The organism is Carboxydothermus ferrireducens DSM 11255, assembly GCF_000427565.1.
In the GTDB taxonomy this organism is placed as follows: Bacteria; Bacillota; Z-2901; order Carboxydothermales; family Carboxydothermaceae; genus Carboxydothermus; species Carboxydothermus hydrogenoformans.
Map to the genome: position 1 here is coordinate 41,337 of NZ_ATYG01000003.1, position 24,945 is coordinate 66,281.

21 protein-coding genes are annotated in these 24,945 nt (G+C 43.3%); 18 read left to right on the top strand and 3 right to left on the bottom strand.

Features of this window, described 5'->3' with window-relative positions:
• Positions 1 to 18 precede the first annotated feature (18 nt).
• The 4 genes from ilvA to CARFE_RS0102455 all read left to right on the top strand — a co-directional run bounded on the left by ilvA (position 19) and on the right by CARFE_RS0102455 (position 4,332).
• Positions 19 to 1,248: a threonine ammonia-lyase gene (gene ilvA / locus CARFE_RS0102440; protein WP_028051607.1), complete on the top strand. Its 1,230-nt coding sequence runs from the start codon at positions 19 to 21 to the stop codon at positions 1,246 to 1,248.
• 81 nt (positions 1,249 to 1,329) lie between these two features.
• On the top strand, positions 1,330 to 1,986 hold the full coding sequence (sdaAB, locus tag CARFE_RS0102445; RefSeq protein WP_028051608.1) for an L-serine ammonia-lyase, iron-sulfur-dependent subunit beta: 657 nt from the start codon (positions 1,330 to 1,332) through the stop codon (positions 1,984 to 1,986).
• A 10-nt stretch (positions 1,987 to 1,996) separates the two neighbouring features.
• A complete protein-coding gene (gene sdaAA, locus CARFE_RS0102450; protein ID WP_028051609.1) occupies positions 1,997 to 2,890 on the top strand; it encodes an L-serine ammonia-lyase, iron-sulfur-dependent, subunit alpha in 894 nt (297 codons plus the stop codon).
• Positions 2,891 to 2,937: 47 nt separating this feature from the next.
• Positions 2,938 to 4,332, top strand: coding sequence for an amino acid permease (locus CARFE_RS0102455; protein ID WP_028051610.1), 1,395 nt, complete (start codon positions 2,938 to 2,940; stop codon positions 4,330 to 4,332).
• A 753-nt stretch (positions 4,333 to 5,085) separates the two neighbouring features.
• Here CARFE_RS0102455 and CARFE_RS14005 read toward each other — a convergent pair.
• The gene (locus CARFE_RS14005; RefSeq protein WP_051250116.1) at positions 5,086 to 6,006 is read right to left on the bottom strand and encodes an MBL fold metallo-hydrolase; all 921 of its coding nucleotides are present in this window, start codon (positions 6,004 to 6,006) and stop codon (positions 5,086 to 5,088) included.
• 139 nt (positions 6,007 to 6,145) lie between these two features.
• On the opposite strand from CARFE_RS14005, the gene CARFE_RS0102470 reads away from it, so the two are divergent.
• Positions 6,146 to 6,811, top strand: a complete 666-nt coding sequence (locus CARFE_RS0102470; protein WP_028051612.1) for a hypothetical protein — start codon at positions 6,146 to 6,148, stop codon at positions 6,809 to 6,811.
• Between the two features lie 43 nt (positions 6,812 to 6,854).
• On the opposite strand, the gene CARFE_RS15460 is transcribed toward CARFE_RS0102470, so the two are convergent.
• Complete coding sequence (locus CARFE_RS15460; RefSeq protein WP_051250117.1) at positions 6,855 to 7,532, bottom strand: HD domain-containing protein; 678 nt, start codon at positions 7,530 to 7,532, stop codon at positions 6,855 to 6,857.
• Between the two features lie 169 nt (positions 7,533 to 7,701).
• On the opposite strand from CARFE_RS15460, the gene CARFE_RS0102480 reads away from it, so the two are divergent.
• The 11 genes from CARFE_RS0102480 to cydC all read left to right on the top strand — a co-directional run bounded on the left by CARFE_RS0102480 (position 7,702) and on the right by cydC (position 20,021).
• Positions 7,702 to 8,895 (top strand): NRAMP family divalent metal transporter, encoded by a 1,194-nt coding sequence (locus CARFE_RS0102480; RefSeq protein ID WP_011345319.1) that lies wholly within the window; start codon positions 7,702 to 7,704, stop codon positions 8,893 to 8,895.
• An 11-nt stretch (positions 8,896 to 8,906) separates the two neighbouring features.
• Positions 8,907 to 9,590: a 5-oxoprolinase subunit PxpB gene (pxpB, locus tag CARFE_RS14015; protein WP_034541472.1), complete on the top strand. Its 684-nt coding sequence runs from the start codon at positions 8,907 to 8,909 to the stop codon at positions 9,588 to 9,590.
• Positions 9,587 to 10,351, top strand: coding sequence for a 5-oxoprolinase subunit PxpA (locus tag CARFE_RS0102490; RefSeq protein WP_028051613.1), 765 nt, complete (start codon positions 9,587 to 9,589; stop codon positions 10,349 to 10,351). The genes pxpB and CARFE_RS0102490 overlap by 4 nt, the downstream gene beginning before the upstream one ends.
• Positions 10,344 to 11,270, top strand: a complete 927-nt coding sequence (locus tag CARFE_RS16265; protein ID WP_051250118.1) for a 5-oxoprolinase subunit C family protein — start codon at positions 10,344 to 10,346, stop codon at positions 11,268 to 11,270. Before CARFE_RS0102490 ends, CARFE_RS16265 begins: the two co-directional genes overlap by 8 nt.
• Before the next feature lie 3 nt (positions 11,271 to 11,273).
• Complete coding sequence (gene hydE / locus CARFE_RS16270) at positions 11,274 to 12,200, top strand: [FeFe] hydrogenase H-cluster radical SAM maturase HydE (RefSeq protein ID WP_051250119.1); 927 nt, start codon at positions 11,274 to 11,276, stop codon at positions 12,198 to 12,200.
• 170 nt (positions 12,201 to 12,370) lie between these two features.
• Positions 12,371 to 13,612: a DNA recombination protein RmuC gene (locus tag CARFE_RS0102505; protein WP_084138709.1), complete on the top strand. Its 1,242-nt coding sequence runs from the start codon at positions 12,371 to 12,373 to the stop codon at positions 13,610 to 13,612.
• A 113-nt stretch (positions 13,613 to 13,725) separates the two neighbouring features.
• Positions 13,726 to 14,145 (top strand): RrF2 family transcriptional regulator, encoded by a 420-nt coding sequence (locus CARFE_RS0102510; RefSeq protein ID WP_028051615.1) that lies wholly within the window; start codon positions 13,726 to 13,728, stop codon positions 14,143 to 14,145.
• 50 nt (positions 14,146 to 14,195) lie between these two features.
• Positions 14,196 to 15,533, top strand: coding sequence for a cytochrome ubiquinol oxidase subunit I (locus CARFE_RS0102515; protein WP_245570747.1), 1,338 nt, complete (start codon positions 14,196 to 14,198; stop codon positions 15,531 to 15,533).
• Between the two features lies 1 nt (position 15,534).
• A complete protein-coding gene (cydB, locus tag CARFE_RS0102520; RefSeq protein WP_028051617.1) occupies positions 15,535 to 16,551 on the top strand; it encodes a cytochrome d ubiquinol oxidase subunit II in 1,017 nt (338 codons plus the stop codon).
• A gap of 75 nt (positions 16,552 to 16,626) precedes the next feature.
• Entirely contained in the window at positions 16,627 to 18,351 is a 1,725-nt protein-coding gene (gene cydD / locus CARFE_RS0102525) for a thiol reductant ABC exporter subunit CydD (RefSeq protein WP_028051618.1), read from the top strand.
• Positions 18,348 to 20,021, top strand: a complete 1,674-nt coding sequence (cydC, locus tag CARFE_RS0102530) for a thiol reductant ABC exporter subunit CydC (protein WP_028051619.1) — start codon at positions 18,348 to 18,350, stop codon at positions 20,019 to 20,021. Before cydD ends, cydC begins: the two co-directional genes overlap by 4 nt.
• Before the next feature lie 203 nt (positions 20,022 to 20,224).
• Here the strand turns inward: cydC and CARFE_RS14030 are convergent, their stop codons facing one another.
• Positions 20,225 to 21,466, bottom strand: coding sequence for an HD domain-containing phosphohydrolase (locus tag CARFE_RS14030; RefSeq protein ID WP_051250120.1), 1,242 nt, complete (start codon positions 21,464 to 21,466; stop codon positions 20,225 to 20,227).
• A gap of 133 nt (positions 21,467 to 21,599) precedes the next feature.
• Here CARFE_RS14030 and CARFE_RS0102540 point away from each other — a divergent pair, with 133 nt between their 5' ends.
• Together CARFE_RS0102540 and CARFE_RS0102545 are read left to right on the top strand one after the other, a co-directional pair.
• Positions 21,600 to 22,925 carry a CCA tRNA nucleotidyltransferase gene (locus CARFE_RS0102540; protein WP_028051620.1) on the top strand — a complete coding sequence of 442 codons (1,326 nt, stop codon included), beginning with the start codon at positions 21,600 to 21,602 and terminating at the stop codon, positions 22,923 to 22,925.
• A 66-nt stretch (positions 22,926 to 22,991) separates the two neighbouring features.
• Positions 22,992 to 24,923: a cell division protein FtsA gene (locus CARFE_RS0102545; protein ID WP_034541474.1), complete on the top strand. Its 1,932-nt coding sequence runs from the start codon at positions 22,992 to 22,994 to the stop codon at positions 24,921 to 24,923.
• The last annotated feature ends 22 nt before the right edge of the window (positions 24,924 to 24,945 follow it).

A 24,945-nucleotide genomic window follows, 5' to 3' on the forward strand; every position in this document is an offset into this window, starting at 1 on the left:
ATTAGAAGGTGAAAATTCATGGTTTCCCTAGAAGAAGTAAAAAAAGCCAGTGAAATTTTAGGCAAAATTGCACACAAGACACCTCTCGTATATAATACCACTCTAAGTGAAATGACTGGTAATCATATCTATTTAAAAATGGAAAACTTACAGCGTACTGGTTCATTTAAGTTAAGAGGGGCTTATTATAAAATAGCGAGTTTAAGTGAAAGTGAAAAGAAAAGAGGAGTTGTTGCTTCATCTGCTGGCAACCATGCCCAAGGTGTAGCTCTGGCAGCAACCCTTTATGGAATCCGTTCCACTATTGTCATGCCAAGACACGCTCCATTGTCCAAAATAAAGGCTACAAGTCAATATGGAGCAAAAGTAGTATTGCATGGTAACGTTTATGATGAAGCGTATGAAGAAGCTAAACGAATTCAGTTAGAAACAAAAGCTACCTTCATTCATCCATTTAACGATCCACAAGTTATTGCAGGTCAGGGAACTATAGCGTTGGAAATTTTAGCAGATTTACCAGATGTAGAAGTAGTTGTAGTGCCTATCGGAGGCGGTGGCTTAATTGCAGGAATTGCAGTGGCCATAAAAAACTTAAGACCAAAGGTGCAAGTTATTGGTGTTCAAGCTAAAAATATGCCTTCCATGGCAGAGTCATTAGCACGAGGACAACTTATAAATATAAGTGGCCACCCCACAATCGCTGATGGTATTGCGGTTAGAAACCCTGGGGACTTAACTTTTGAAATTGTTAAACATTATGTAGATGATATTGTTACTGTTGATGAAGATGAAATCGCCAGTGCTATTTTGTTTTTGATGGAAAGGGCGAAAACCGTAGCTGAAGGGGCTGGATCGGTATCCGTTGCAGCTGTTTTAAATCGATTATCTCATTATAAAAAGAGTAAAATTGTAGCAATTGTAAGTGGTGGAAATATTGACGTAAATCTTTTATCACGCATTATTAACAAAGGTTTAGTAAAGGATGGCAGAAAAATTTTCTTGAATACCGTTATTCCGGACAAGCCAGGAACTCTAAGCCAATTACTCCAGATAATTGCCAGCACAGGAGCCAACGTGTTATCAGTAATTCACAATCGAGAAGCTGTAAATGTCCCATTGGGTTCTGCTCAGGTAGAATTGGAGCTTGAAACAGCTGATCCTGAACAGGTCGAAGAGATTCAAAGACTTTTAAAACAGCACCATTATTTTGTTAATATTTCCCCAACGCTTACTTCCTTGGAAATATAATGCGGAATTTTAATAAATTGGTACAAGTAGCTAACCGGATTGGGATTTAGTTTAAGTTAGCGAAAAGGTAGGAAAGGAAAGATGGATATTTTAGATATTATTGGACCGGTAATGATTGGGCCGTCAAGCTCTCATACCGCTGGAGCGGTGAGATTGGGAAAAGTAGGAAGGCTGATATTAGGGGAGGAACCGCAAAAGGCAAAAATCTTTTTGCACGGCTCTTTTAAGGAAACGTATCGAGGACACGGTACAGACCGGGCACTAATTGCCGGACTTTTAGGGTTTGATGCTGATGATTCTCGGATAAGGGAAAGTTTAAAAATTGCTGAAGAAAAGGGATTAGAGTATGAATTTTTGCCCATAGAACTATCTGAAGCTCACCCTAATACAGTGTATATGGAGTTGACTGGTGCGAAAAATAAAGCTACGATTACCGGAAGCTCTATTGGTGGCGGTTCAGTATTAATTACCGGTATTAATGGTTATCCTGTAAAAATTACTGCCAAGTACCCAACTTTAGTGGTTCCCCATGCTGACCGTCCAGGGGCAGTTGCCAAGGTTACATCGGTTTTAGCATGGCACGGAATTAACATTGCCCAAATGAGTGTTTCCCGGCAGAGAAAAGGGGCTGAGGCGTTAATGGTTATTGAAACCGACCAGCCAGTTGATGAAGAAATTTTATGGGAAATTAAAAGACTCCCAGGGATAAATAGTGGTTTTACTATTCCCCCGCTGTAAGGAGGACAGTATGTATCTTGAATCGGTAGAGCAATTACTTAGTGAAGCTAAAAAACTTGGCCAGACTTTAGGAAGGACAGCGTTATTGTTGGAAGCTAAAGACCGGGAAGTTTTAGAGGAAGAATTAATTGCTATTATGCAAAAAAGAGTTTTGGTGATGAAAGAAGCAATTGCAGAGGGCTTTACTGGTAGATCTTCGGTGGGAGGATTGGTGGGCGGCCAAGCAGTAAAATATAAAAAACAGCTGGATGCTGGTAAGACATTAGCTGCGGGAGTTTTTGGCAAAGCTATTGCCTACGCCTTAGCGGTAAGTGAAGCCAATGCTTCCATGGGTTTAATTGTGGCAGCTCCTACGGCAGGTTCTGCAGGGGTTTTACCAGGAGTACTGTTAAGTTTAATGGAAGAGTATAGTATTTCCGAAGAAAAAGTAGTTGAAGGGTTATACGCTGCTGGAGCAGTGGGAGTAGTTATTGCCCATAAAGCTTCCCTTTCTGGAGCCCAGGGAGGCTGTCAGGCAGAATGTGGTTCGGCTGCAGCGATGGCTGCAGTTGCTGCTGCTGAATTAATGGGAGGAACTCCGGAGCAGGCAGTTCATGCAGGAGCCATAGCCTTAAAAGGAATGCTTGGTTTAGTTTGTGATCCGGTGGCGGGTTTAGTGGAAGTTCCCTGCGTAAAGCGTAATGTTGCGGCGGCGGTACAAGCCTTAGCGGCAGCAGATATGGCTTTAGCGGGAATTGTTTCAGCTATTCCTTTTGATGAAGTGATTGATGCAATGGGGGAAATTGGGCGGGCGCTTCCTGTATCTTTAAAGGAGACGGCTCTGGGAGGGCTTGCGGCTACCCCTACAGGTAAAGTTATTAGTGCTAAAATATACAAGCAAAACCTGATTGGTAATAAATGGTAGTTTTCGGGAAGTATAATTCAAAATTTTAATAAAAGGAGGAAGTATAAATGGTAGAAACTGAAAAAGAATTAAAAAGAGGTTTAGAGGCAAGGCACATTGAGTTAATTGCTTTAGGAGGGACCATTGGAGTAGGTTTATTCATGGGTTCAGCAAGTACCTTGAAATGGGCAGGTCCTTCTGTAATTTTAGCTTACATTATAGCGGGTATCTTCATATTTTTCATAATGCGTACTATAGGTGAAATGCTTTACATTGAACCAATCACCGGCTCCTTTGCAACTTATGCCCACAAGTACATCGGTCCTTTATGGGGTTATCTTACTGCTTGGAGTTACTGGTTTATGTGGGTAGCGGTAGGAATGTCGGAGGTAACAGCCGTAGGCATTTATATGAAATTTTGGTTTCCAACATTGCCTCAATGGGTACCTGGCTTAATAGCAATTTTGATAGTAGGTACGGCAAACTTAGCTGCAGTTAAGTACTATGGAGAATTTGAATTCTGGTTTGCGCTTATTAAAGTGGTGACAATAGTAGTAATGATTATTTTGGGGATAGGAATGATCTTTTTCGGATTTGGCAACCATGGTCGCCCCATTGGATTAGAAAACTTATATATTCATGGCGGCTTCTTCCCAAATGGTATAAAAGGATTCCTGTTTGCCCTTTGTCTTGTAGTTGCAGCTTTCCAAGGGGTTGAATTGGTTGGTGTTACAGCCGGCGAAGCAAAAGATCCACAAAGAACTCTAAGAAGGGCAGTTCAAAATATCACATGGCGAATACTAATCTTTTATATTGGGGCCATTTTCGTAATTGTCGCCCTTTATCCATGGAATAAGTTGGGGACCATTGGTAGCCCATTTGTTTTGACCTTTGCTAAAGTAGGTATTCCTGCTGCAGCAAGTATCATAAACTTTGTAGTTTTAACTGCTGCCTTGTCTGGTTGTAACAGTGGTATTTATAGTTCTGCAAGAATGTTATATACATTAAGCCAAAATGGCCAAGCTCCAAAATTTTTAGCCAAGGTATCTCCTTCTGGGGTACCTGTCAATAGCCTTTTAGTAACAATAGCGTGCTTGCTAATTGGAGTAGCTTTAAACTATATAGCTCCACCAAAACTTTTTGTATATATTTATAGTGCTAGCGTATTACCGGGTATGATGCCTTGGTTTGTAATACTTATCAGTCAACTTAAATTTAGAAAACTTAAAGATAATGAAATAAAAAATCACCCATTTAAAGCTCCACTTTCGCCTTACAGTAATTACCTTACGATTATCTTCTTGGTACTAGTATTAGTTGGCATGTGGTTAAATAGCGATACCAGACTATCGCTAATCATTGGAGCGGCGTTTATGGCATTAATTATTATAAGTTATTATGTTTTCGAAATAGATAAAAAACAAGTTCCAGAAGTAAAAAAAATAAAAGAAGAAGCTATCTAAGTCACCGCAGGAATTTTCTTGCGGTGATTTTTTATTAATACAACAAAGGTGATTCCTTTATTAAGATAAATATAGGGGTGGCAAGACATAACGTTACCTTAAACGGCATCAACGGGGAATTAGTGGAGGTGGAGGGGCATTAGTATCTGGAGTTGAGGTTTACGGGGTAAATAGCCTAAGAGAAATCGTAGCCTTTTTATCGGGATAGGAACAGCTTTTACCAGAAAAGCCTCTTGATATTGCAAGGTTTTCGGTTAAAAGGTTTACCTGGTCTACTATCCGGTAAAATTTGACCTTATATTCAAGGCTACAGGCCTTAATTACTAAAGCTATATAAATTTAGTTTTTATCTGGCTGTTGTAAATGGTCAGGGTATTCCATCTTGCCACTACTAATAAGCTTNCTCCTGGCTTTGCCGGGATGCCATAGTAGTAAATTTGGTTATGCTTTATTCGGCCGTATTTGTCCACTGTTACCGTAGCTGTAGTGTAGGGATAAAAAGGCTTAGGCGGTAANACTTTTAGCTGCTGCTGGTCTTCNGCAAATAAATCCCGGATTTTTTGCTGTTTCTCATAGTGGGTTTTATCCAGGTATTTCAAGGATTTTTGCAAAAGTTCCCGGTTAAAAGATTCAAGGTCGTTGATTTCAGGCAGGGGGACAAAAAAGTTTCGACTGATATATATATAAAAAAAGAAGGCGTAAAGATTTATGGAAATACATAAAAAGGACTTATGGCATTACGCCCTAAGTCCTTTAATTTTTAAGATAAATCTGGTGAGCAATTACCTCAGCCACGGCAAAGCGGAGTTCATGGGGGCTAAGATTTTCCCCGAAAATTTTAAGGGTTATTTCATAAGGATTTAGTCCTTCAGCAGTTAATTTTTTAATTTCCTTAAGTCTTTCCTCATGGTGAGCAAAAAGTTCATCAATTCTTCCTAACATATTAGAAAAGGTATTGCCGTGACCGGGGAGGACTAAATCTACCTTGAGATTTTTTAAGGCTTCTAAGCTCTTTAAATAATCTTGCAAAGGATTTTGACCGGTGTACATCGGCCAGTAGCTGATGTTAGATGATATTCTTTCTAAGAGATGGTCTCCCGAAAATAAAAGCCCCAACTCCTCTAAGTGCAGGGTAAGATGGGAGGGTGAATGCCCCGGATGAAAGTAAGTGGTTAACAGGTATTTACCAAAGGGTACTTTTTGCCCGGGGGCGATAAAAGTAACTTCCGGATGAGGAGCGGTCATTTCCCGGTTTTTAGTTGTGTGGAAAAGTATTTCCCGGCTTTTTTCTTCGGGTACTCCAACTTGTAAGTAAAACTCGGCAAATTTGGAATAAATCTCTTGCGGGTCTTTTACAAAAAAGCCCAGGGCTGCGGTAAACTCCTGCGGTGCCATGTAAACCCGGGCCCGGGATTTCTGCTGCATGTAGCCGGCAAGGCCGTAATGGTCCGGGTGGTAATGGGTTAAGTAAATGGTTTTTAAATTTTCCCACTTAAGCCCCAAGTCAGTAACTACATTTTCCCACGCTTCCTGAGCCTCGGGGTAATTGATACCGGTATCGATAACATACCAGCCTTTTTCATCGGAAGTTAGATAGCAGTTAACATACTTTAAAGGAAAAGGCACCGGAATTTTAACCCGGTAAATCTCTGTTTCTAAAACTTTTTCCACCATGCGCATCCCCTCTTTCTATCTGATAACTTTATTTTATGCCCGATACTCTTTTTTTGCAAAATTTTTTTATGACCCCCTTAAAATTTTAAAAGCTTACGAATATTATAGTGAAACCAAAAATTAAAAGGAGGTAGATACCATGAGAAAGCTCTTAGCAGTAGTACTAACTTTATCCCTGGTGGTGGCCTTTGCCGGGTTTGCTTTGGCCGAAGAAGGGACTACTCCGACGGTTACCGCTACTACATACACTACGGTAACTAACACTACAGTTACTGATGCTACTTATAATAATACGGTAACTGATACTACGTATAATGCAAATTCGGTGACCGGAACTATTTATTCGCAACCAGCAGTATGTATGGCGGTTTACACTTATGCCGGAGTAGTAACTTATAACAAAGATGGGGTGTTTACCGTAGCCAAATTAAACAAGAACGTTACCATGTCCAAAAGCTTTACCGTTCCTGACCCGGCAGTGGTAAAGGTAACCGGCATAAAAGGGCTCAAAATCTTTACTTTAGTAGAGAAAAAAGTGGGCAAAAAGACTATCTCTGTTCCGAAATTTGTTAAGTATACGGTAAAAGACCTTGCTTCAATCCCGGTAGGGGCAAAAGTGGTGGTCAAGTACGATGCCCGTGGAACTTTAAAAGAAGTAAAGGTAGTTGGTGGGATTGTGAATAAAAAAGAGATGCAGGATTTAATGAAGATGAAGCGGGATACGACAAAAACAGTAGCAGCACTAAAAGCCAAGGTTCAGGCAGAAATAAAAGCTAAGGTTCAGGCGGGAAAAGCTAAGAAATAAGAAAATAACTAACCCCCTGCGGTTTACCCTGCAGGGGGTTAGACTATTTTTTCTTAGAAAGTTTTTTCTTTATGTCAAAAATCTTCTGGGCAAAATCCCGGGCTTCGGCAAGGGATAGTTCGCTTAGTAGAATATTAAATTCAGGCTCAAGTTCTTCTGTGGTTTTATGGTGCAAAGCAGCTAACCTTACTGCATCCAAAAAGATATTTAACTCTTTTGCTTCCCCTTCCCCTGCCAAAAGCTTTTCTACCGCCGCATATGCTTCCTCAGGAAGTTTTGCCTTCCGGGCCAGTTCCTGACGGGTGCTGCTTTCGGTAATTTTGTGAAAATAAGCCGCTACTACCGGCACCAAGGGAGACACCTGGAGCTTTTCGGCCAGCTTTTCGGCATATTCCCCGGCTTTTAAAGATAAACCCAGAAGTTCCGGCTGGTTAAACAGATACTTTCGGACGTTAACTTCTACTCTTGTTTTAACTATTTCCGGTTGACTTTGGATTTCTTGAGCAACTGCCCCCAGACATTTATCGGCGTAATTGCACCAGGCGGCGCAACCGGGATTAAATTTAGGATTGGTGACAAAGTTTTTGCAGTGCGGACATTTTATGGTGATGTCGTCTTTCCAGAACTCAATCATTTCCCCGCAGTGCGGACAGGGAGCCTCAAAGATATCGTCTATTTTCCAAAAACTCCTGTCTTGCCCGGGACATTTCCACATACCCATAATCCCACTTCCTTTCCTTACTACTATTAAACTTCAAAATTTAAGAAAATTCTGTGATATATCCCACAAAATGCCGGTGGGAATACAATATACATTAAAAACGGTACTTTTATTAACTAAAGTAGAAATATATACTTTTTAAAGGGAAAAATAGAGAAAGGGTGAGATTATGGGGAAAAAAGACGTTAGTGCAGGAGCAGTTTTAGGGGCTGCTTTTTTAATGGCAACTTCCGCCATCGGTCCCGGCTTTTTAACCCAAACAGCGGTATTTACCGAGCAACTTCTCACAAGTTTTGGTTTTGTTATTTTAATGTCCATTTTACTGGATATTGGAGCGCAGCTTAACATCTGGAGAATTATTACCATGACCAGAAAACCGGGACAGGAGTTAGCCGATGAGGTACTGCCCGGACTGGGGGTAGTTGTTACTTTTTTAATTGTTTTAGGGGGTTTTGCCTTTAATATCGGTAACATTGCCGGCACAGGCCTTGCGGTTAATGTCTTAACCGGTCTTAGCCCGGAATGGGGAGCGGTGATTTCTGCGGCTTTTGCCATTTTAATTTTCTTATCCAAGGATTTAGGGAGTAAAATTGATTTAACGGCCAAGATTTTAGGCGGGCTTATGATTTTGCTAACAGCTTATGTGGCGGTAACTACCAGGCCGCCGGTAGGTGAAGCGCTTTACCGGACTTTTGTCCCGGCTAAAGTTGACTTTTTAGCGATAGTGACTTTGGTCGGGGGGACGGTGGGCGGTTACATAACTTTTGCGGGAGGCCACAGGCTTTTGGATGCCGGCATTGTGGGAGAGGAAAATTTACCGGAGGTAACAAAAAGTTCACTTTCTGGTATAATAATTGCCGGATTAATGCGGATTTTATTGTTTCTGGCGGTTTTGGGTGTGGTGGCTAAAGGGCATACTTTAGATCCCAATAACCCGCCCGCTTCGGCTTTTAAAATCGCTGCCGGTACCTTGGGTTATAAACTTTTTGGCCTGGTGCTATGGGCGGCAGCGATTACTTCGGTAATTGGTTCTGCTTATACCTCCATGTCATTCTTAAAAACTTACAGCAAGAAAGTACGCGAAAACTACAATATTGCCATTATCCTTTTTGTGCTTTTATCCCTGGCGGTGTTCGTAAAGTTTGGTAAACCTGTAAAGCTTTTAATTTTAGCCGGAGCTTTTAACGGTTTGATTTTACCTATTACTTTAACGGCCATGCTTTTAGTTTTACGCAAGAAAGAACTTTTTGGGAACTATCGCCATCCGGTATGGCTTACTATTTTTGGGGTGGTGGTAGCTCTGGCGGTAGGTTACTTTGGTATAGTTAGCTTTAAAGACCAGTTTTTAAAGCTTTTAAGTTAAAAGGAGGAAATATGTATAAAATTTACTCCCTGGGAGAGCGTTGTCTTGGGATTTATTTTGCAAAGGAAATAAGCCGGGAAGTAAACCAGAAGGTTATAGCTTTGGACCGGAAATTGCAGGGAATTCCCGGAATCCTGGAAACGGTACCCACCTACCGGGCTTTAGCGGTATATTTTGAGCCGGCGGTAATAAGCTTTTGGGAGTTAAAAAAGTTGGTGGAAAGATTAGCGGAAAATCTTAAAGACGGCAGTGGGCAAGAAGAAACTCCCCGCTTATACCGGATACCGGTAGCTTATGGCGGGGAGTTTGGTCCCGACCTTGAGGAAGTGGCAAGGCTTAATAATTTAACTCCCCAGGAAGTAGTGAGCATCCATACGAAAAACCGTTATTATATCTACATGCTTGGCTTTACGCCAGGCTTTCCTTATCTTGGGGGGTTGGACCCGCGAATTGCCGCTCCCCGTAAATCATCACCGCGGCCACGGGTGGAAGCGGGCTCGGTAGGGATTGCGGGGATGCAAACGGGGATTTATCCGGTGGCATCTCCCGGTGGCTGGCAAATTATTGGAAGAACCCCTCTGCGACTGTTTAATCCGGAAAACCCTGAGGCTCCCTTTTTACTGGAGCCCGGAGGGTATATAGAGTTTTATCCGATAAGCGTTGAGGAATACTTCCGGCTGGGAGGGGAAGCATGAGGTATATTGATTTAAACGCCGATATAGGGGAAAGTTTCGGCAACTTTAAAGTAGGTGAAGATGAAGCCATCTTGCCGCTGGTTTCCAGTATAAATGTAGCCTGCGGCTTTCATGCCGGGGATTTTATGGTTATGGCTGAATGCTGTAAGCTTGCCCGGGAATATGGCGTAAACCTGGGAGCTCATCCCGGCTATCCGGACCTCTGGGGGTTTGGCCGCCGAAGCATTCCTTACACTAAAGAAGAAATAACCAATATGCTTTTATATCAGCTCGGGGCTCTTTCTGTTTTTGCCCGGGCGGAAGGGGTAAAAATTACCCATGTAAAGCCGCACGGAGCTTTGTATAACGATGCGGTGGTAAAAGTTGAAGTGGCCGAGGCAGTAGCCCGGGCGGTTCGGGTTTTTGATCCGGAAATAGCTATTGTGACTTTACCCTACGGCAGACTTTTTGAAGTAGCCGGTGAGATGGGACTTACTGTTATCCGGGAAGGATTTGCCGATCGCGGTTATTTACCCGATGGCCGGCTGGTGCCGAGAAATCAGGAAGGGGCTAAAAAGACGGGGGATGAAGCGGTAGCTCAGGCTTTAGCGTTAGCCGAGGGCTGGGTAAAAGCTGTGGATGGTACGGTTATAAAGACGGAAGTTGATACCATTTGTGTTCATGGTGACAATATCGAGGCGGTAAAACTTGTCCAAAAAATTAATCAGGAATTAGAAAGCAAAAATATCCACGTTCAGGCCTGGAGGAAAAAGCGTGCTTAAAATACTAAAACCCGGAAATTTAACGACGATTCAGGATGGCGGGCGCTTTGGCTATCAGCGATACGGCCTTGGCCCCGGAGGGGCAATGGATTTAAAAGCATTTTCGATTGCCAACAGGCTGTGCGGTAACGAAGACTTAAAAGCGGCTATAGAATTTAATGCGGGAATTACGGTGAAGTTTTGCCAGAGCACGGTTTTTGCTTTAACCGGTGGTAAATACCGGGCTTTTTTAGACGGAGGACCTGTTCACTTCTGGCAATCCTATTTTGCACCTGCCGGAAGCGTTCTGGAGATTACCGGCCCTTACGGGGGTAACTGGGGATATCTCGCGGTAAAGGGCGGTTTTATAGTACCCGAAGTACTGGGAGGTAGAGGTACCAATCTTTTAGCGGGGTTCGGAGGTTTTTTGGGCCGGGCTTTAAAAAAGGACGATGAAATACCCTTTGCCGAATTTGAAGGGAACTTTAAAAAACGCTATTTTTTACCCGAAGGACGTTTTGCCCTGTACGAAAATGACCAAATTTATTTTATTCAGGGGCCGGAATGGGAATATCTTTCCAAGGATAGCGTAGAACGGTTAGCATTGCAACCTTTTACCTTAAACCCGGCGTTTAACCGGATGGGCTACCGTTTTTCGGGTCCAACGCTAACTCTTGCTGAAAAGGAAATTATTTCCGCTCCGGTGCCTCTGGGTGGGATGCAGGTAACAAAAAATGGGGAACTCATTGTCTTACTTGCCGACCGGCAGACCACCGGTGGTTATCCCCTGATAGGGGTAGTTGCGGGAGAAAGTCTTTCCCGATTGACCCAGAAAACTTCCAAAGAGAAAATTTTCTTTAAACCAATCCCCCTGCAGGAAGCCGAGGAAAGGCTGTATAATTTAAATAAGGTGATTGAGGAAAGTTTCTGGGAGGTTTAATCTTTGGAAATTTTTCAAGATAAACTCTATGCCTTGGCCGATAGCATTCGAGCCCGGGAAAAAGGGGATGTAGTATATCTTCGGGGAATCATTGAGTTTTCCAACTACTGCCGGCGAAACTGCCTTTACTGCGGTCTTCGCCGGGATAATACAAAGCTTGGCCGTTACCGGATGAGCCCCGAGGAGATAATTAAGCGAGCGAAAGAAATTGCTGCTCTTGGGATAAAAACCGTGGTACTCCAGAGCGGTGAGGACCCCTATTACAAACTGAAGGACCTGGTAGGGATGGTTTCCCGGATTAAGGAACTTGGGGTCTACGTTACTTTAAGTATCGGGGAACTTTCTACTCATGCGTACCGGGAATTAAAAAAAGCCGGGGCGGATCGTTACCTCTTGCGGCATGAGACGGCAAACCGTAAACTTTATGAAGTACTCCATCCTGACGGTAGTTTTGAAAACCGGGTGCGCTGCCTTTATGCTTTAAAAGACCTTGGTTACGAGGTAGGTGCGGGGAATATGGTAGGCCTTCCGGGGCAGACGGACGATATGCTCTGGGAGGATTTATTGTTTATGGAGAAGCTGCAACCGGAGATGGTGGGGATTGGCCCCTTTATTCCCCATCCGGATACACCGCTGGCAAAGGAAAAGGGCGGAACTTTAGAGCAAACCCTTACAATGATTGCCCTGACCCGGATTATACTCCCTAAAGCCAATATCCCTGCCACTACGGCCCTTGGTACCATCCATCCCGAGGGCCGGGAGCTTGGCTTAAAAGTGGGGGCCAATGTGGTTATGCCCAATATGACCCCGCAACCGTACCGACCTCTCTACCAGCTTTATCCCGGTAAAATCTGCGTAAACGAAGATCCCGACGCCTGCCTTCCCTGCCTGAAAAGGAGAATCGAGAGCATAGGGAGAACAATTATATAGATGGTCGGTGGTAGGTGGTCAGTGGTAGGTGGTCGGTGGGCTGTAAATTCTTTTTTCTTACCTGCCACCTATTACCGACGACTGATTACAGTTTTTTGGAGAGCCGTACCTTTTTGAGGTTTGAGGTTGGAAGTTAGAAACTGGAATAATAAATGAAAGGAGACATAATCTTGGAAATATTTATTTTAATTCTGCTTTTTATCATCTTTATTTTCCAAATCATCCTTTTTATGAAAATTCGTTTTCCGGAAAGAGAAAGCCTTCTTACCGGCATTAACTTTGTTAAGGAACTTTTAAGCAGTCTTAATAGTACCCTGCGGGAGGAAGCTGCTCAAAACCGAAAAGACCTAAGCGATAGCTTAAGAGATTTTCGCGATACCATGCTTGGGTCTTTAAGTCAGATCGGGATTTTACAGAAAAATCAGTTAGAGGCGGTAGAAAGGCAGCTTTCCGGGCTTATGCTGCAAACCGAGCAGCGGTTGGAAGCGGTGCGGAAAACGGTAGAGGATAATCTTCATCGCTTGCAGGAGGATAACGCTAAAAAGCTGGAGGAAATGCGGGCTACCGTCGATGAAAAGCTTCAGGGCACGCTGGAGCGACGGCTTTCGGAATCCTTTCGGCTTATTAGCGAGCGGTTAGAACAGGTACAACGGGGCTTGGGAGAAATGCAGGCTTTAGCGGCGGGAGTGGGAGATTTAAAGAAAGTTTTAACCAACGTCAAAACCCGGGGAACCCTTGGTGAAATTCAGCTTGGGGCAATTTTAGAGCAGATTTTTGCCCCGGAGCAGTACGAGAAAAACATCGCCACGAAAAAAGGTTCGGAGGAGCGGGTAGAATTTGCCATTAAGCTTCCCGGGCAAAAGGATGGCCCGGTGTGGCTTCCCATTGATGCAAAGTTTCCTACCGAGGATTACCAGCGATTACTGGATGCTATCGATAAAGGAGATGCGCTTTTAGCCGAAGAAGCCGCCAAAGCGTTGGAAAATAGAATTAAGGATGAAGCTAAAAAAATCCGGGAAAAATACTTAGATCCTCCCCATACCACCGATTTTGCTATTATGTTTTTGCCTTCGGAAGGTTTATATGCCGAGGTCTTAAGAAGAAATGGTTTGGTAGAGCGGCTTCAGCGGGAATATCGCGTTGCCGTAGCCGGACCTACTACGTTAGCGGCTTTTTTAAATAGCCTGCAGATGGGCTTTAGAACCTTGGCTATTGAAAAGCGCTCTCTTGAAGTCTGGACCCTCCTGGGGGAAGTAAAAACCGAATTTGCCCGTTTCGGGGAAGCTCTGGATAAAACCCGGAAAAAACTTGAAGCTGCCACCAATGAAATCGACAATGCCGTAAAGAAAACCAGAAATATCGAGAAAAAGCTTTCCCAGGTTCAAGAGCTACCTCAGGAGGGACGGTTCTGAGTTATAGTAAAGTATAAAAATGGGACTATTCCCAAATTACTACTTGACAAAAGGGATATAAATGGTTTATTTTAAAGAAAACAATACTATTTTAGTATACTTTGGAGGAAGAGATGAATCTAACTCAGGCAACCGATTATGCATTTCGGGCGGTATTGTACTTGGCGAGAAAAGGGAATGGGGAGGTGGTAGAAGCCCAGGAAATTGCCGGGCGGGAAAATATCCCCTTAAGGTTTTTGCTAAAAATCCTGCGGCAGCTGGGACAAGCGGGGATTGTAAAATCCTACCGCGGGGTGGGGGGCGGTTTTAGTTTAGCTAAAGCTCCGGAAGAAATAACGCTGTTAGATGTGGTGGAAGCGGTGGAGGGACCGGTAAAGATTAACCGCTGCTTAATCGATCCCCAGTATTGCACCAGTCAGCGGGGTGGCCGGTGTGCCATTCACCAGGAGCTTTCCTTAATCCAAAATGATATCATTGCCCGGCTGGGAACGGTGAGTTTTAAAAAAATTTTGGAAAGGGAGCAAAACCTTTAAAAAATTTTGCCCAAAACTATACTAAAAAAGTATATTTTTAAGGAGGGTGGATGATGGATCTCACGGCATTATCCCGTTTGCAGTTTACCGTAACCGCTATTTTTCATTTTTTCTACGTACCCCTTACCTTGGGTTTAGCTGTGCTGATCGCTTACATGGAGTACAAGTACTGGAGGACTAACGACGAGGTCTGGGATAAAATGGCCCGGTTTTGGACTAAACTTTTTGCCATTAATTTTGCGGTTGGAGTAGCTTCCGGGATTACCATGGAATTTCAATTTGGCACCAACTGGGCTGACTATTCCCGGTTTGTGGGGGATATTTTTGGTGCGCCTCTGGCGGCGGAAGGGGTTTTTGCCTTCTTCTTGGAGTCTACGTTTATCGGGCTTCTGCTCTTTGGTCGGGATAAGATTTCCCGGGGAATGCGGTTTTTAAGTGCGGTCTTGGTTGCTTTTGGTACAAACCTTTCAGCCTTTTGGATTATCGCTGCTAACTCCTGGCAGCAAACTCCGGCGGGTTATAAGCTGGAAGGGGGCCGGGCTATTCTTACAAGCTTTAAAGAAGCGGTATTTAGCCCGTCTACTTTGCCGCGCTTCCTGCATACTTTGGATGGAGCGTATGTAACCGCGGCCTTCTTTGTCATGGGTATAAGCGCTTACTATCTCTTGCGCAAGAAAAATGTGGAAATTGCCAGGCCGTCTTTACGAGTTGGGATAATCTTTGGACTTATCTTTGCCCTTTTGCAGATTTATTTTGGCGATATTCATGCCAAACAGGTGGCGGTAACTCAACCGGCTAAGTTAGCTGCCTTTGAAGGCCTCTGGGAGACCCAGGAAAAAGCTCCCCTCCTTATTTTAGGTTGGCCGGATACCAAAAACGAGAAAAATGTCTTTGAAATAGGAGTTCCGGGTCTTTTAAGCTACCTTGCTCACGGTGATGTAAATCAGCCTGTAAAGGGTATTAAAGAGTTTCCCCGGGAGGAACGGCCGCCGATATTACCAACTTTCCTTTCATTCCATTTAATGGTAGGTCTCGGGATTTTAATGGCATTGGCCCTTTTGTGGGCGGTGGTGGAGCTTATCCGGGGCAAAATTTACAATAACCGGTTGCTTTTAAAACTCCTCCTTTACTTTATTCCCCTTCCCTATATTGCCAATGAATTGGGGTGGATAACCGCCGAGGTCGGGCGTCAGCCCTGGATTGTTTACGGTCTTTTAAAAACTTCCGATGCGGTCTCGAAGCTTGACCCAGGGCAGTTAGTGTTGACCAATTTATTATTCATAGCTGTGTACCTTTTCCTGGGCGGTTTGATGCTTTACCTGATGGTGCGGACCGTTAAGACCCATAATGAAAATGCTTTGGGTGTAGCGGAAAGGGAGGTGGCGTAGGGTGGATTTAAATACCGTCTGGTTTTTGCTGGTGGGGGTATTGATTATCGGCTATGCCCTCTTGGACGGCTTTGATCTGGGCGTGGGTAGTTTATTTTACGTCCTTGGGAAAACCGATAAGGAAAGAAAAATTTTAATCAATGCCATTGGCCCGGTGTGGGATGGCAACGAAGTTTGGCTTTTAACCGGCGGTGGAGCGCTTTTTGCCGCTTTTCCTCTGGTTTATGCGTCGGTGTTCAGCGGTTTTTACCTGGCGATGATGCTGGTACTGTTTGCGTTGATTTTCCGGGCGGTAGCGGTGGAGTACTACTTTAAAGTAGATACTCCGGGACTGCAAAAGCTGATGGGCGGCTTATTTTTCCTGGGGAGTTTCTTACCGGCCCTTCTTTTTGGAGTGGCGGTAGGCAATGTGGTTTACGGTATACCTTTAGATGCCGAGCAAAATTACGCCGGTACCTTTTTTGGCCTTTTAAAACCTTTTGCCCTGTGCTTTGGTATTGTTGGGCTTTTTGCCTTCCTGCTGCAGGGGGCGGCCTATGCAGCGTTAAAAACCGAAGGGGACCAGCAAAAACGAGCTCGGGAACTCAGCAAAAATTTTGCCGTGATTTTACTGGTACTGTGGCTAATTGGCGGGATTTACAGCAAAATGGCAGCACCGCATTTGTGGGAAAATTATCAAAAATTGCCCCTTTTATATGTTTTACCGCTTATAACCTTAGTATCCCTTATCCTTATCCCGGGCTGGGTGCGGAAAAACGCTTACCAGAAGGTGTTTACCGCCTCATCTATAGCTTTTGCCACGATGATTTTAACCGTGGCGGCGGGGCTTTATCCCAACTGGGTAATTGCTACTGATCCGGCCAAAAATCTTACTATTTATAATGCTTCCTCCTCGCCCTTAACTTTAAAGGTAATGCTCTTTGTCGCGTTAATCGGGGTACCGATCGTCCTTTTATACACTATCTATACTTACCGGGTGTTTCGGGGTAAAGCTTCACCGGAGCGGAACGGATATTAAAAATATTGCGGTAGCTGTAAAGCTGCCGCTTTTCCTTTATTATGGTAAAATTTAAAGAAAAAACCGAGGGTAGCTATGATAGAAAAAAGATTAAATCAAGAAGCGCTAAAATATAAAGGGTATTTAGTTAAAATCGCTTTAACGTCGTTTATAAGCAGCGGTGCGATTATTGCCCAGGCTTATTTAATAGCGTATATCATCAACGGGGCCTTTTTAGCTAAAAAAGGGCTTGGGGAACTTTGGCCTTTTTTCCTGGCATTATTTATTATCATTACGTTAAGGATCAGTTCCGGTTATTTTGGAGAAAAGGTAGGGGCCAATCTTGCTTCTAAAGTTACCGGCGAAATACGGAATGTGCTTTTGGGAAAAATAGCAGCATTAGGGACAAAAGTTTTACTGCCGGAAAAAACGGGAGAGCTTTTAACTCTGAGTTTAGAAGGGGTAGAAAATCTCGAGGTTTACTATGCCCGGTATCTTCCGCAACTAATAAGTGCCGGGATCATACCTTTGATGATTTTGGTAGTGGTTTTAGCTTTAGACCTTATTTCCGGAATAATTATGCTGCTAACCGCTCCGTTAATTCCCGTTTTCATGATGCTGATTGGAAGTTTTGCCGAGAAATTAGCCCAGAGGCAGTGGACAACTTTATCCCGCTTGAGCGGTAAGTTTTTCGAGCTTTTACAGGGGATAGCGGACTTAAAGGCCTTTGGCCGGAGTAAAGAGCAGGTTAATGAGCTTAAAAAAAGCGGTTTAATGTTTCGGGATGCCACCATGGAGGTTTTAAGGGTTGCTTTTCTTTCAGCCCTTGCCCTGGAAGTTTTAGCTACCATCAGCACCGCGATGGTGGCGGTAGAAGTGGGGTTAAGGCTTTTATACGGAAAAATGGAGTTTTTACAGGCGTTTTTTGTGTTACTGTTAGCACCGGAACTTTATTTACCTTTGAGGAATCTTGGAAGCAGTTTTCATGCTGGCAGAACGGCGATAGCGTTTTCGCAAAAACTGTGGACAATAATAGAGGAAAAAGAAAGCCGGGTCTTTTTAAATAAGCGGTCTATTACCTTTATTTCTCCACCGGAAATTATCCTTAAACAGGTAAGTCATAGTTATATACCGGGGAAAGAAGTTCTCAAAAATATTAATCTTACGATAAAGCCTTTGGAAAAGGTTGCGATTGTTGGACCCAGCGGGGCTGGTAAGTCTACCCTGGTAAAGCTTTTGCTGGGGCTTATGCGACCGGCAGAAGGAGAAATATTAATAAATGGGGTTCCCCTCTGGGAACTTAAGGAAAAAGACTGGTATGACCAGGTGGGTTATCTTCATCAGACGCCCTTTATTTTTCCGGGAAGTATAGCGGAAAATATTGCCCTTGGGAAAAAAGGAGCAAAGGGCGAAGAAATTAAACGGGCGGCGACTTTAGCCGGGGCCCATCAATTTATTGCCGAACTCCCGCAGGGTTATGACACCAAGGTTGGCGAAGGAGGGCGGGGGTTATCCGGGGGCGAACGCCAGCGAATTGCTTTAGCCCGGGTGTTTTTAAAAGACGCAAAAATTGTAATTTTAGATGAGCCAACCGCAGGTCTTGATGATCATACCGAAAAACTTTTGGACAAAGCCTTTGATGAGCTTTTCCAAAACCGGACGGTAATCATCATAGCCCATCGCCTTTCGAGCCTCTACCGGGCGGATAAAATCATTTTGATAGACCGGGGAGAGATCCGAGGTATGGGAAGGCACGAACAGCTTTTAGCGGAAAATGAATTATACCGGCAATTAATTACGGCTTACCGGGGGGAAGTATGAAACAATTATTTAAAATTTTACAAAACGATATTAGGGGAGTTTGTTTAGCGGTATTTCTCGGGACTCTTACCGTGGTAAGCAGTGTTGGCTTATTTGCCACATCAGCTTATCTTATTTCCAAAGCAGCGCTTAAGCCCTGGGCGTATACTTTGACCCTGACCATTGTGGGCGTGAGATTTTTCGGACTTTCCCGAGCGGTCTTTCGGTATTTGGAACGGTATTTTTCCCATAAGACCACTTTTAATTTTTTAGCCGAAATCCGTAAGTTTTTTTACGAAAAAATAGAACCCAAAGCTCCGGCAATTTTCCAAAAAGCCCGCAGCACCGATTTACTGTCCCGGATGGTGGCGGATGTGGAAAGCTTGCAAAACTTTTTCTTACGGGCGGTTTATCCGTACCTTGTGATATTGTGCGTTTTAATTTTAGTTGGGATTTTTTTATGGAGATTTTCTTTTTGGTTTTCCTTACTCCTCTTTTCAGGATTTATAATTGCAACCATTTTTTTACCCGCCCTTCTGGGAAAGAAGCGCTTGGAGTTTACCCAAAAACTTCGCACGGAGCGGGCTTTTTTAGCCGACGGCATTGGGGAACTAATCCTCGGGTATATTGATTTAAAAACCAACAATAGTTTGGAGGAAAAGGTTTTAGGGGTCCAAAAGCTTTCCCAAAAACTTATAGCTTTACGTAAGATGGCGGCAAATTTAACTGCTTTCTCGGAGAGCACTGTTTTCTTTTTAAGTCATTTTTCCGGCTTTTTAGCGTTAGTTCTGGCAGTCTACTTAAGTTCCCAGGGAAAACTTTCCGGAGTGCTTATTGCTCTTGTGGTTTTAGTGGTGCAAACTTCTTTTGAAGCGGTTTTACCGGCAGCTGCGGCCCGGCAGTACTGGGAGGAAAGCAAGGAAAGTGCCAGAAGGATTTTTTCCATATTAAACGAGCCACCGCAGGTTATTGAGGGAGCCGGGCGGACTGATTTACCCGGCGACTTTTCTTTAGAGTTTAAAAAGGTGACGTTAATTTACCCGGGAAATGTTGAGCCTTCCTTAAAAGAAGTGAGCTTTTTTCTAAAGGAAGGGCAAAAGATAGCCGTGGTGGGTCCCAGCGGCTCAGGGAAAAGCAGTATTTTAAAGCTTCTTTTGCGCTTTTATGATTATGAAGGGGAAATTTTCCTCGGGGGTGAAGAACTTAAGACCTTTTCTCCGGAAGCGGTGCGGACCCTTTTTGGGGTGGTAAGCCAGGAAAGCTTTATTTTTAACGCTACTCTTGAGGAAAATTTACGGATTGCCAAACCTGAAGCTAAGGAAGAAGAGCTTTTGGCGGTACTCGAAAAAGTTAGGCTTTCTCATTTAAAGCTTTCCTTTGAAGTAGGAGAGCGGGGGGAACGTTTGTCGGGCGGGGAGCGCCAGAGGCTTTTAATAGCCCGGTTGCTTTTAAAAAATGCTCCTATCTGGCTTTTAGATGAGCCAACTACCGGCCTTGATAGTATAACGGAAAAAGAGATTTTAGATAATATTTGGGAAGTAGCGGGGGATAAAACCCTTGTTTATATAACCCACCGTTTGAGGGGTTTAGAAAAGATGGATGAAATTCTGGTAATGGACCGGGGAGAAATAAAAGAAAAGCTTAGCTTTGTTGAGTTTAAAGAAAGGTATTTAAATCATGACGGGGTTTAAAGGGGCGAAAAAGAAGCTTGCACCGATGTTATCCGGCGGTCGTTTAATATTGTCGGACATTACCGGTTTTCTTAAAAATTAAGTAAAATTTTTTTTAAATATTGCAGGAAAAGGTTAATTTTTGTCAAAATGCTTTTAACAAAAATGCCCTCTACCAAAATTTCCGATAGAGGGCATTTGTTTTGGGCAGGGGAAATTGCTCCTTAGCTAAGGAGCGGTTCGTTAGTTTTCCCGGTAATCTGACCAATTTCTTCTTCCTGAGATTTTTCCAGATAATCGATATTTTCTTTTAAAAGCTTTACTACCTCAGGGTCTACTATTTCCTTTTGGGCCATGTTTTCCAAGATATCGAGAGCATTTTCAATACTTAAAGCATCCCGGTAAGGCCGGTTTTCCCTTAAAGCGACCCATTTATCGGCTACCGCCAGAATGCGGGAAGGAAGGTCAAGCTGGTCTTTGGTAAGCTTAAAAGGATAACCCTGGCCGTTGGGCTGTTCATGGTGGTAACCGGCCCACTGGGCGACTTTTTCAAAACCTGTGACTTGTATTAGCAGGTAATAGGTATAATAAGGATGGGTTTTAATTAGTGCATACTCTTCATCGTTTAGCGGGCCGTTTTTTTCTAAAATCTTATTGGAAACGGAAAGTTTTCCGATATCGTGCAGGAGACCGGCGATTTCAATTAAAGATTTTTGCCCGGGAAGGCCGGCAATTTCGGCAAGCTGGCCGCTTAGAGCTGCAACTTTTAAAGAATGTCTTTCCGTAAAAGGACTTTTCGCGTCGATAATCCGGGCAAAAGGCACGGTTAAAAGCTTTAGCCCCTGTTCACCGGCTAAAATTTTGGTTTTTGGTCTTAAGGTCTTTAATCTATCTTCAATATAATATGTAGTAAGGTCAAGCCAGAAACTTTCTTTTTGAGATAAATCCAAAAAAGCTTCAACTATATCTTCATTAAAGAGGATTTGAACATTTTTCCTGAAAAACCGCTCAATTTCATTTCGTTGTAAAAGGGCAAGTTTGTTTGGTTTTAAATATAAATCTACCTGGTCGGCAGCAAAGATAATTTGGCTTAAGAAAGCAAGGGGGGAATTTTTTTCAGCGGAAGTAAAATTAATATATTTGGTATGGTGATGTTTTATTACCTGGGCTACTTCGGTAAAAAACGGTACATCTTTTAATAGTTCATAGCCAAAATTGGCATGGGCGGTGTCGTATTTATCTAAATTATGAATTTCCCTGTCGACTAATTTTGCTCCGGCGCCCAAATCGTGTAAGTAGGCAGCCCAAAACAAAGTTTCATAATCTTTTTCCGAAAGATTGAGTTTTTTCCCGATCGAAGCGGCTATGTAGGCAACCCGTTCGTGGTGATATCCCAGGTCTTCATTGGTAAATTCTAAAGCTTTGGTTAAAGCTATAACGACGTCGGTTAAATCTATCTCATACATCACTTACCAACCCCCGTTGATAAAAATAATTAGAATAATTTAAAACCGACGTAATTATACCATACTTCGACAATTTATTGAAAGGACAAAGCTTTGAGGATTCCGAAAAGAGAAGAAAGTAGAGGCGACTTAAATGGATATTTTACAAAAGGTAAGAGAAGTCATCAAAGACTCCAAAACTTACTTTGTGGGCGGTAGTGTACGGGATATGCTGCTTTCCCGCCCGGTCAAAGACGTAGACCTGGCTACTTTAAAAGAGCCGCGGGAAGTGGGCGAGAAACTTTTAAAAGCTTTTGGGGGAAACTTTTTTCCTCTAAAGGAAGAACTTTTAATTTACCGGCTGGTCTTTAAGGATGGTAACGAAACTTACCAGGTGGATATTCTGCCGGTTTTTGGGGAAAGCTTGGAAGAAGACCTAAGACGCCGGGATTTTACGGTAAATGCCCTGGCTTTGCCGGTTAACGGTGAATTTCCCCGAGAGGTTATCGACCTTTTCGGAGGTAGAAACGATTTACAGGCCAGGATTATCCGGATGATTAGTGCGGAAAACATCTTAGAAGACCCGGTACGAATTTTACGGGGAATACGCCTGGCGGGAGAGCTTGGTTTTGCCGTAGAGCAGGAAACAATGGTTGTATTTAAACAATATATACAATATATAAAGAAAATGCCCGGGGAGCGGGTAGCGGAGGAGCATAAAAAAATTTTCACTTTAAAACCCGCCGCACCAACGGTAGATATGCTGTTTCATACGGGGTTTTTCGAGGTGTTTAATCTTGGATTGAAGGAAGGATATGAACTTTACCAAAATTATCACCACTCAGAGACGGTTTACCGGCATTTAATAGATACGTTAAGTCGAATGGAAGAGCTTTTGGAAGATAACCCTTTGGGGATCAGGAGCGATTATCCGCCGTATCTTTTAAAAATGGTGGCGTTTTTTCACGATATCGGTAAACCCGGGACATTATCTTATGACAAAGAGGGGCGAACCCGCTTTTTTGGCCATGAAAAGGAAAGTGTAAACAGGCTTAAACCTTTTCTTGATTATCTTAACTTTTCCCACCGGGAAAAAAGGGTTTTAACTGTTTTAATTCAAAACCACATGCGGCTTTTATCTCTAAAAACGGCGGCAAAAGTAAGCGGTGAGGCAATTTTACGGCTCGTACACGATACCGGAGATTTGTTTTTAGAGTTAATTCTTCTGTATCTTGCGGATAAAGGGGAAAAAGCCCGGGACGATTTAGAATTTTTAAGGGGGTTAATAAATTTTTATTACGGATACCTGGAATTTAAGGAAGGGCTATCGGGAAAAGAGATTATGAAAACTTTAAATCTTCCCGAATCTCCTGCGGTGGGGTACATTAAAAATTATCTTTTAAAAGCCTGGGCCCGGGGTGAGATAAGGAATAGCGGAGAGGCAATAGATTATATGCGAAGAAAGTTTAATAAACGTTAATTCTTAAAGGAGAATACCGAAAAATAGCGAATAATAAGGTATAAAAAAAATACGGGCGGGATTGGTATGGATGAAAAAAATATAATTTTTGCTTTAGATATAGGAACGCGGACGGTTATCGGGGTTGTTGCGGAAGTTTTGGAAGATGGAAAAATAAAAATTTTAAAAGAAACACTGCGGGAGCATAACGAACGCTCCATGTTAGACGGGCAAATTCACGATATAGCTAAAGTAGCGGGGGTTGTAACGGAAATCAAGGAAGAGTTAGAAAAAGAGCTCGGAATAAAACTTACCAAAGCGGCGATAGCAGCGGCCGGACGAGCCCTTTATACTGCCACCGCTTATGCCGAAAAAGAAATTGCCGGGGGCGAGGTGAGCGCCCGGCAGGTTTTTGAATTGGAAAGCCAGGCTTTGGAAGCGGCAACCGAAGCTCTTGGCAATCAAGGGGATGTAAGATACGAACTGGTGGGTTACAGCATCATTAATTATTATTTAGACGGCTATCCTTTTAAAGCACTGGAAGGACACCGGGGGAAAAAGATGAGCGTTGAGCTGGTGGCCACATTTTTGCCGGAAACGGTTACTGCCAGCCTGCAAGCGGTTCTTATACGGTCGGGGTTAGAACCGTTAAGCCTAACCCTGGAGCCTATCGCGGCCATAGCGGCTACCGTTCCTGAAAGCCTGAGGTTACTCAATATAGCCCTGGTGGATATTGGGGCCGGTACTTCGGATATTGCTATTGCCCGGGATGGTGCGGCGGTAGCTTACGGGATGGTACCGGAAGCGGGCGATGAGGTAACCGAAGAAATTATGCGGCAGTTTCTCGTGGATTTTCCCGATGCGGAAAATATCAAAAAGCAATTGGCTTTAAACAAAGAGATAACCTTTTACGATATTCTGGGACAGGAGGTTAAATTACCGGCGGAAGAAATAATTTCCAGAATTGAGCCGACGGTGGAGCGGATAGCGGGTAAAGTAGCCGAAGAAATTAGACGGCTTAACGGAGGGACTCCCAAAGCGGTATTTTTAGTGGGAGGAGGAGCGAAGACTCCCGGCATTGCCAAAAAGCTTTCCGAGCTTTTAGGGCTTGACGTTAGCCGGGTGGCGGTTAAAGGATGTGACTTAAGGGAGCAAAAATTTTTAACGATACCGGAAAGGCTAAAGGGACCCGAAGGGGTTACGGTTCTTGGCATACTGCTAACTGCACTGAAAAAATACGATCACGGTTTTATTACCGTCTTTTTAAACGGGAGGGAGGTTCGGCTTTTACATCGACAAAATTTAAATGTCGGCGAGGTATTAAAGCTTTCCGGAATAACACCGGCAGAAATCTTTGGCCAGGAAGGAAAAAGCTTAATGTTTTATCTTAACGGGAAGAGGCGAGAAGTAAAAGGAGAATTACCCCGGGTTTGTGAAATTTATGTGAATGGACAAACTGCATCCTTAAAAACAGCCGTTGGGGCTGGAGATTCCATAAAATTTGTACCAGCCCGGGATGGTGGTGATGCAAAGCTTACGGTAAAAGACCTTTTAAACGAGTATAGAAGTATTGTCATTAAAGTAAATGGAGAAGAGATAGCTCTAAATCCCTTGGTAACCTTAAATAATGAGGTTTTAGCCGACGATTATTTGATTAAAGAAGGAGATAACCTTATTATCTGTTCCCGGGAAACGGTGGGGACATTGTTTGCTCAAACCGGAAAAATTTTAGTAAACGGAAGGGAAGTAGATTTAGAGTACCGCTTTTTTCCGGGAGATGAGGTAGTTTTAGGGGAAGAGGCCTTTTTTCCGAATAATGATTCTTTAGCAATAAAAATTACCTTAAACGGCAGGACGGTGAAACTTGACGGAAAATCAAGCTACATTTTAGCCGATGTATTACCCTACTTGGAAGAAATTCCACCGAAGGTTAGTTCCTTGAAAATCTTATTAAATGACCGCGAAGCCGGGTTTACCGATGAGCTTAAAGACGGAGATGTAATACAAATTCTTCTTTAGAAAAATGTTTCTGTTTTTTAAA

Bases quoted from the DNA above. Each gene is read 5' to 3' on its own strand.
- CARFE_RS14030 (WP_051250120.1), bottom strand. From the start codon at position 21,466: ATGTATGAGATAGATTTAACCGACGTCGTTATAGCTTTAACCAAAGCT.
- CARFE_RS0102470 (WP_028051612.1), top strand. From the start codon at position 6,146: ATGAGAAAGCTCTTAGCAGTAGTACTAACTTTATCCCTGGTGGTGGCC.
- sdaAB (WP_028051608.1), top strand. From the start codon at position 1,330: ATGGATATTTTAGATATTATTGGACCGGTAATGATTGGGCCGTCAAGC.
- cydD (WP_028051618.1), top strand. From the start codon at position 16,627: ATGATAGAAAAAAGATTAAATCAAGAAGCGCTAAAATATAAAGGGTAT.
- CARFE_RS15460 (WP_051250117.1), bottom strand. From the start codon at position 7,532: ATGGGTATGTGGAAATGTCCCGGGCAAGACAGGAGTTTTTGGAAAATA.
- pxpB (WP_034541472.1), top strand. From the start codon at position 8,907: ATGTATAAAATTTACTCCCTGGGAGAGCGTTGTCTTGGGATTTATTTT.
- CARFE_RS0102455 (WP_028051610.1), top strand. From the start codon at position 2,938: ATGGTAGAAACTGAAAAAGAATTAAAAAGAGGTTTAGAGGCAAGGCAC.
- ilvA (WP_028051607.1), top strand. From the start codon at position 19: ATGGTTTCCCTAGAAGAAGTAAAAAAAGCCAGTGAAATTTTAGGCAAA.
- cydC (WP_028051619.1), top strand. From the start codon at position 18,348: ATGAAACAATTATTTAAAATTTTACAAAACGATATTAGGGGAGTTTGT.
- CARFE_RS0102480 (WP_011345319.1), top strand. From the start codon at position 7,702: ATGGGGAAAAAAGACGTTAGTGCAGGAGCAGTTTTAGGGGCTGCTTTT.
- CARFE_RS0102545 (WP_034541474.1), top strand. From the start codon at position 22,992: ATGGATGAAAAAAATATAATTTTTGCTTTAGATATAGGAACGCGGACG.
- sdaAA (WP_028051609.1), top strand. From the start codon at position 1,997: ATGTATCTTGAATCGGTAGAGCAATTACTTAGTGAAGCTAAAAAACTT.
- CARFE_RS14005 (WP_051250116.1), bottom strand. From the start codon at position 6,006: ATGGTGGAAAAAGTTTTAGAAACAGAGATTTACCGGGTTAAAATTCCG.
- CARFE_RS0102490 (WP_028051613.1), top strand. From the start codon at position 9,587: ATGAGGTATATTGATTTAAACGCCGATATAGGGGAAAGTTTCGGCAAC.
- CARFE_RS0102515 (WP_245570747.1), top strand. From the start codon at position 14,196: ATGATGGATCTCACGGCATTATCCCGTTTGCAGTTTACCGTAACCGCT.
- CARFE_RS0102540 (WP_028051620.1), top strand. From the start codon at position 21,600: ATGGATATTTTACAAAAGGTAAGAGAAGTCATCAAAGACTCCAAAACT.
- CARFE_RS0102510 (WP_028051615.1), top strand. From the start codon at position 13,726: ATGAATCTAACTCAGGCAACCGATTATGCATTTCGGGCGGTATTGTAC.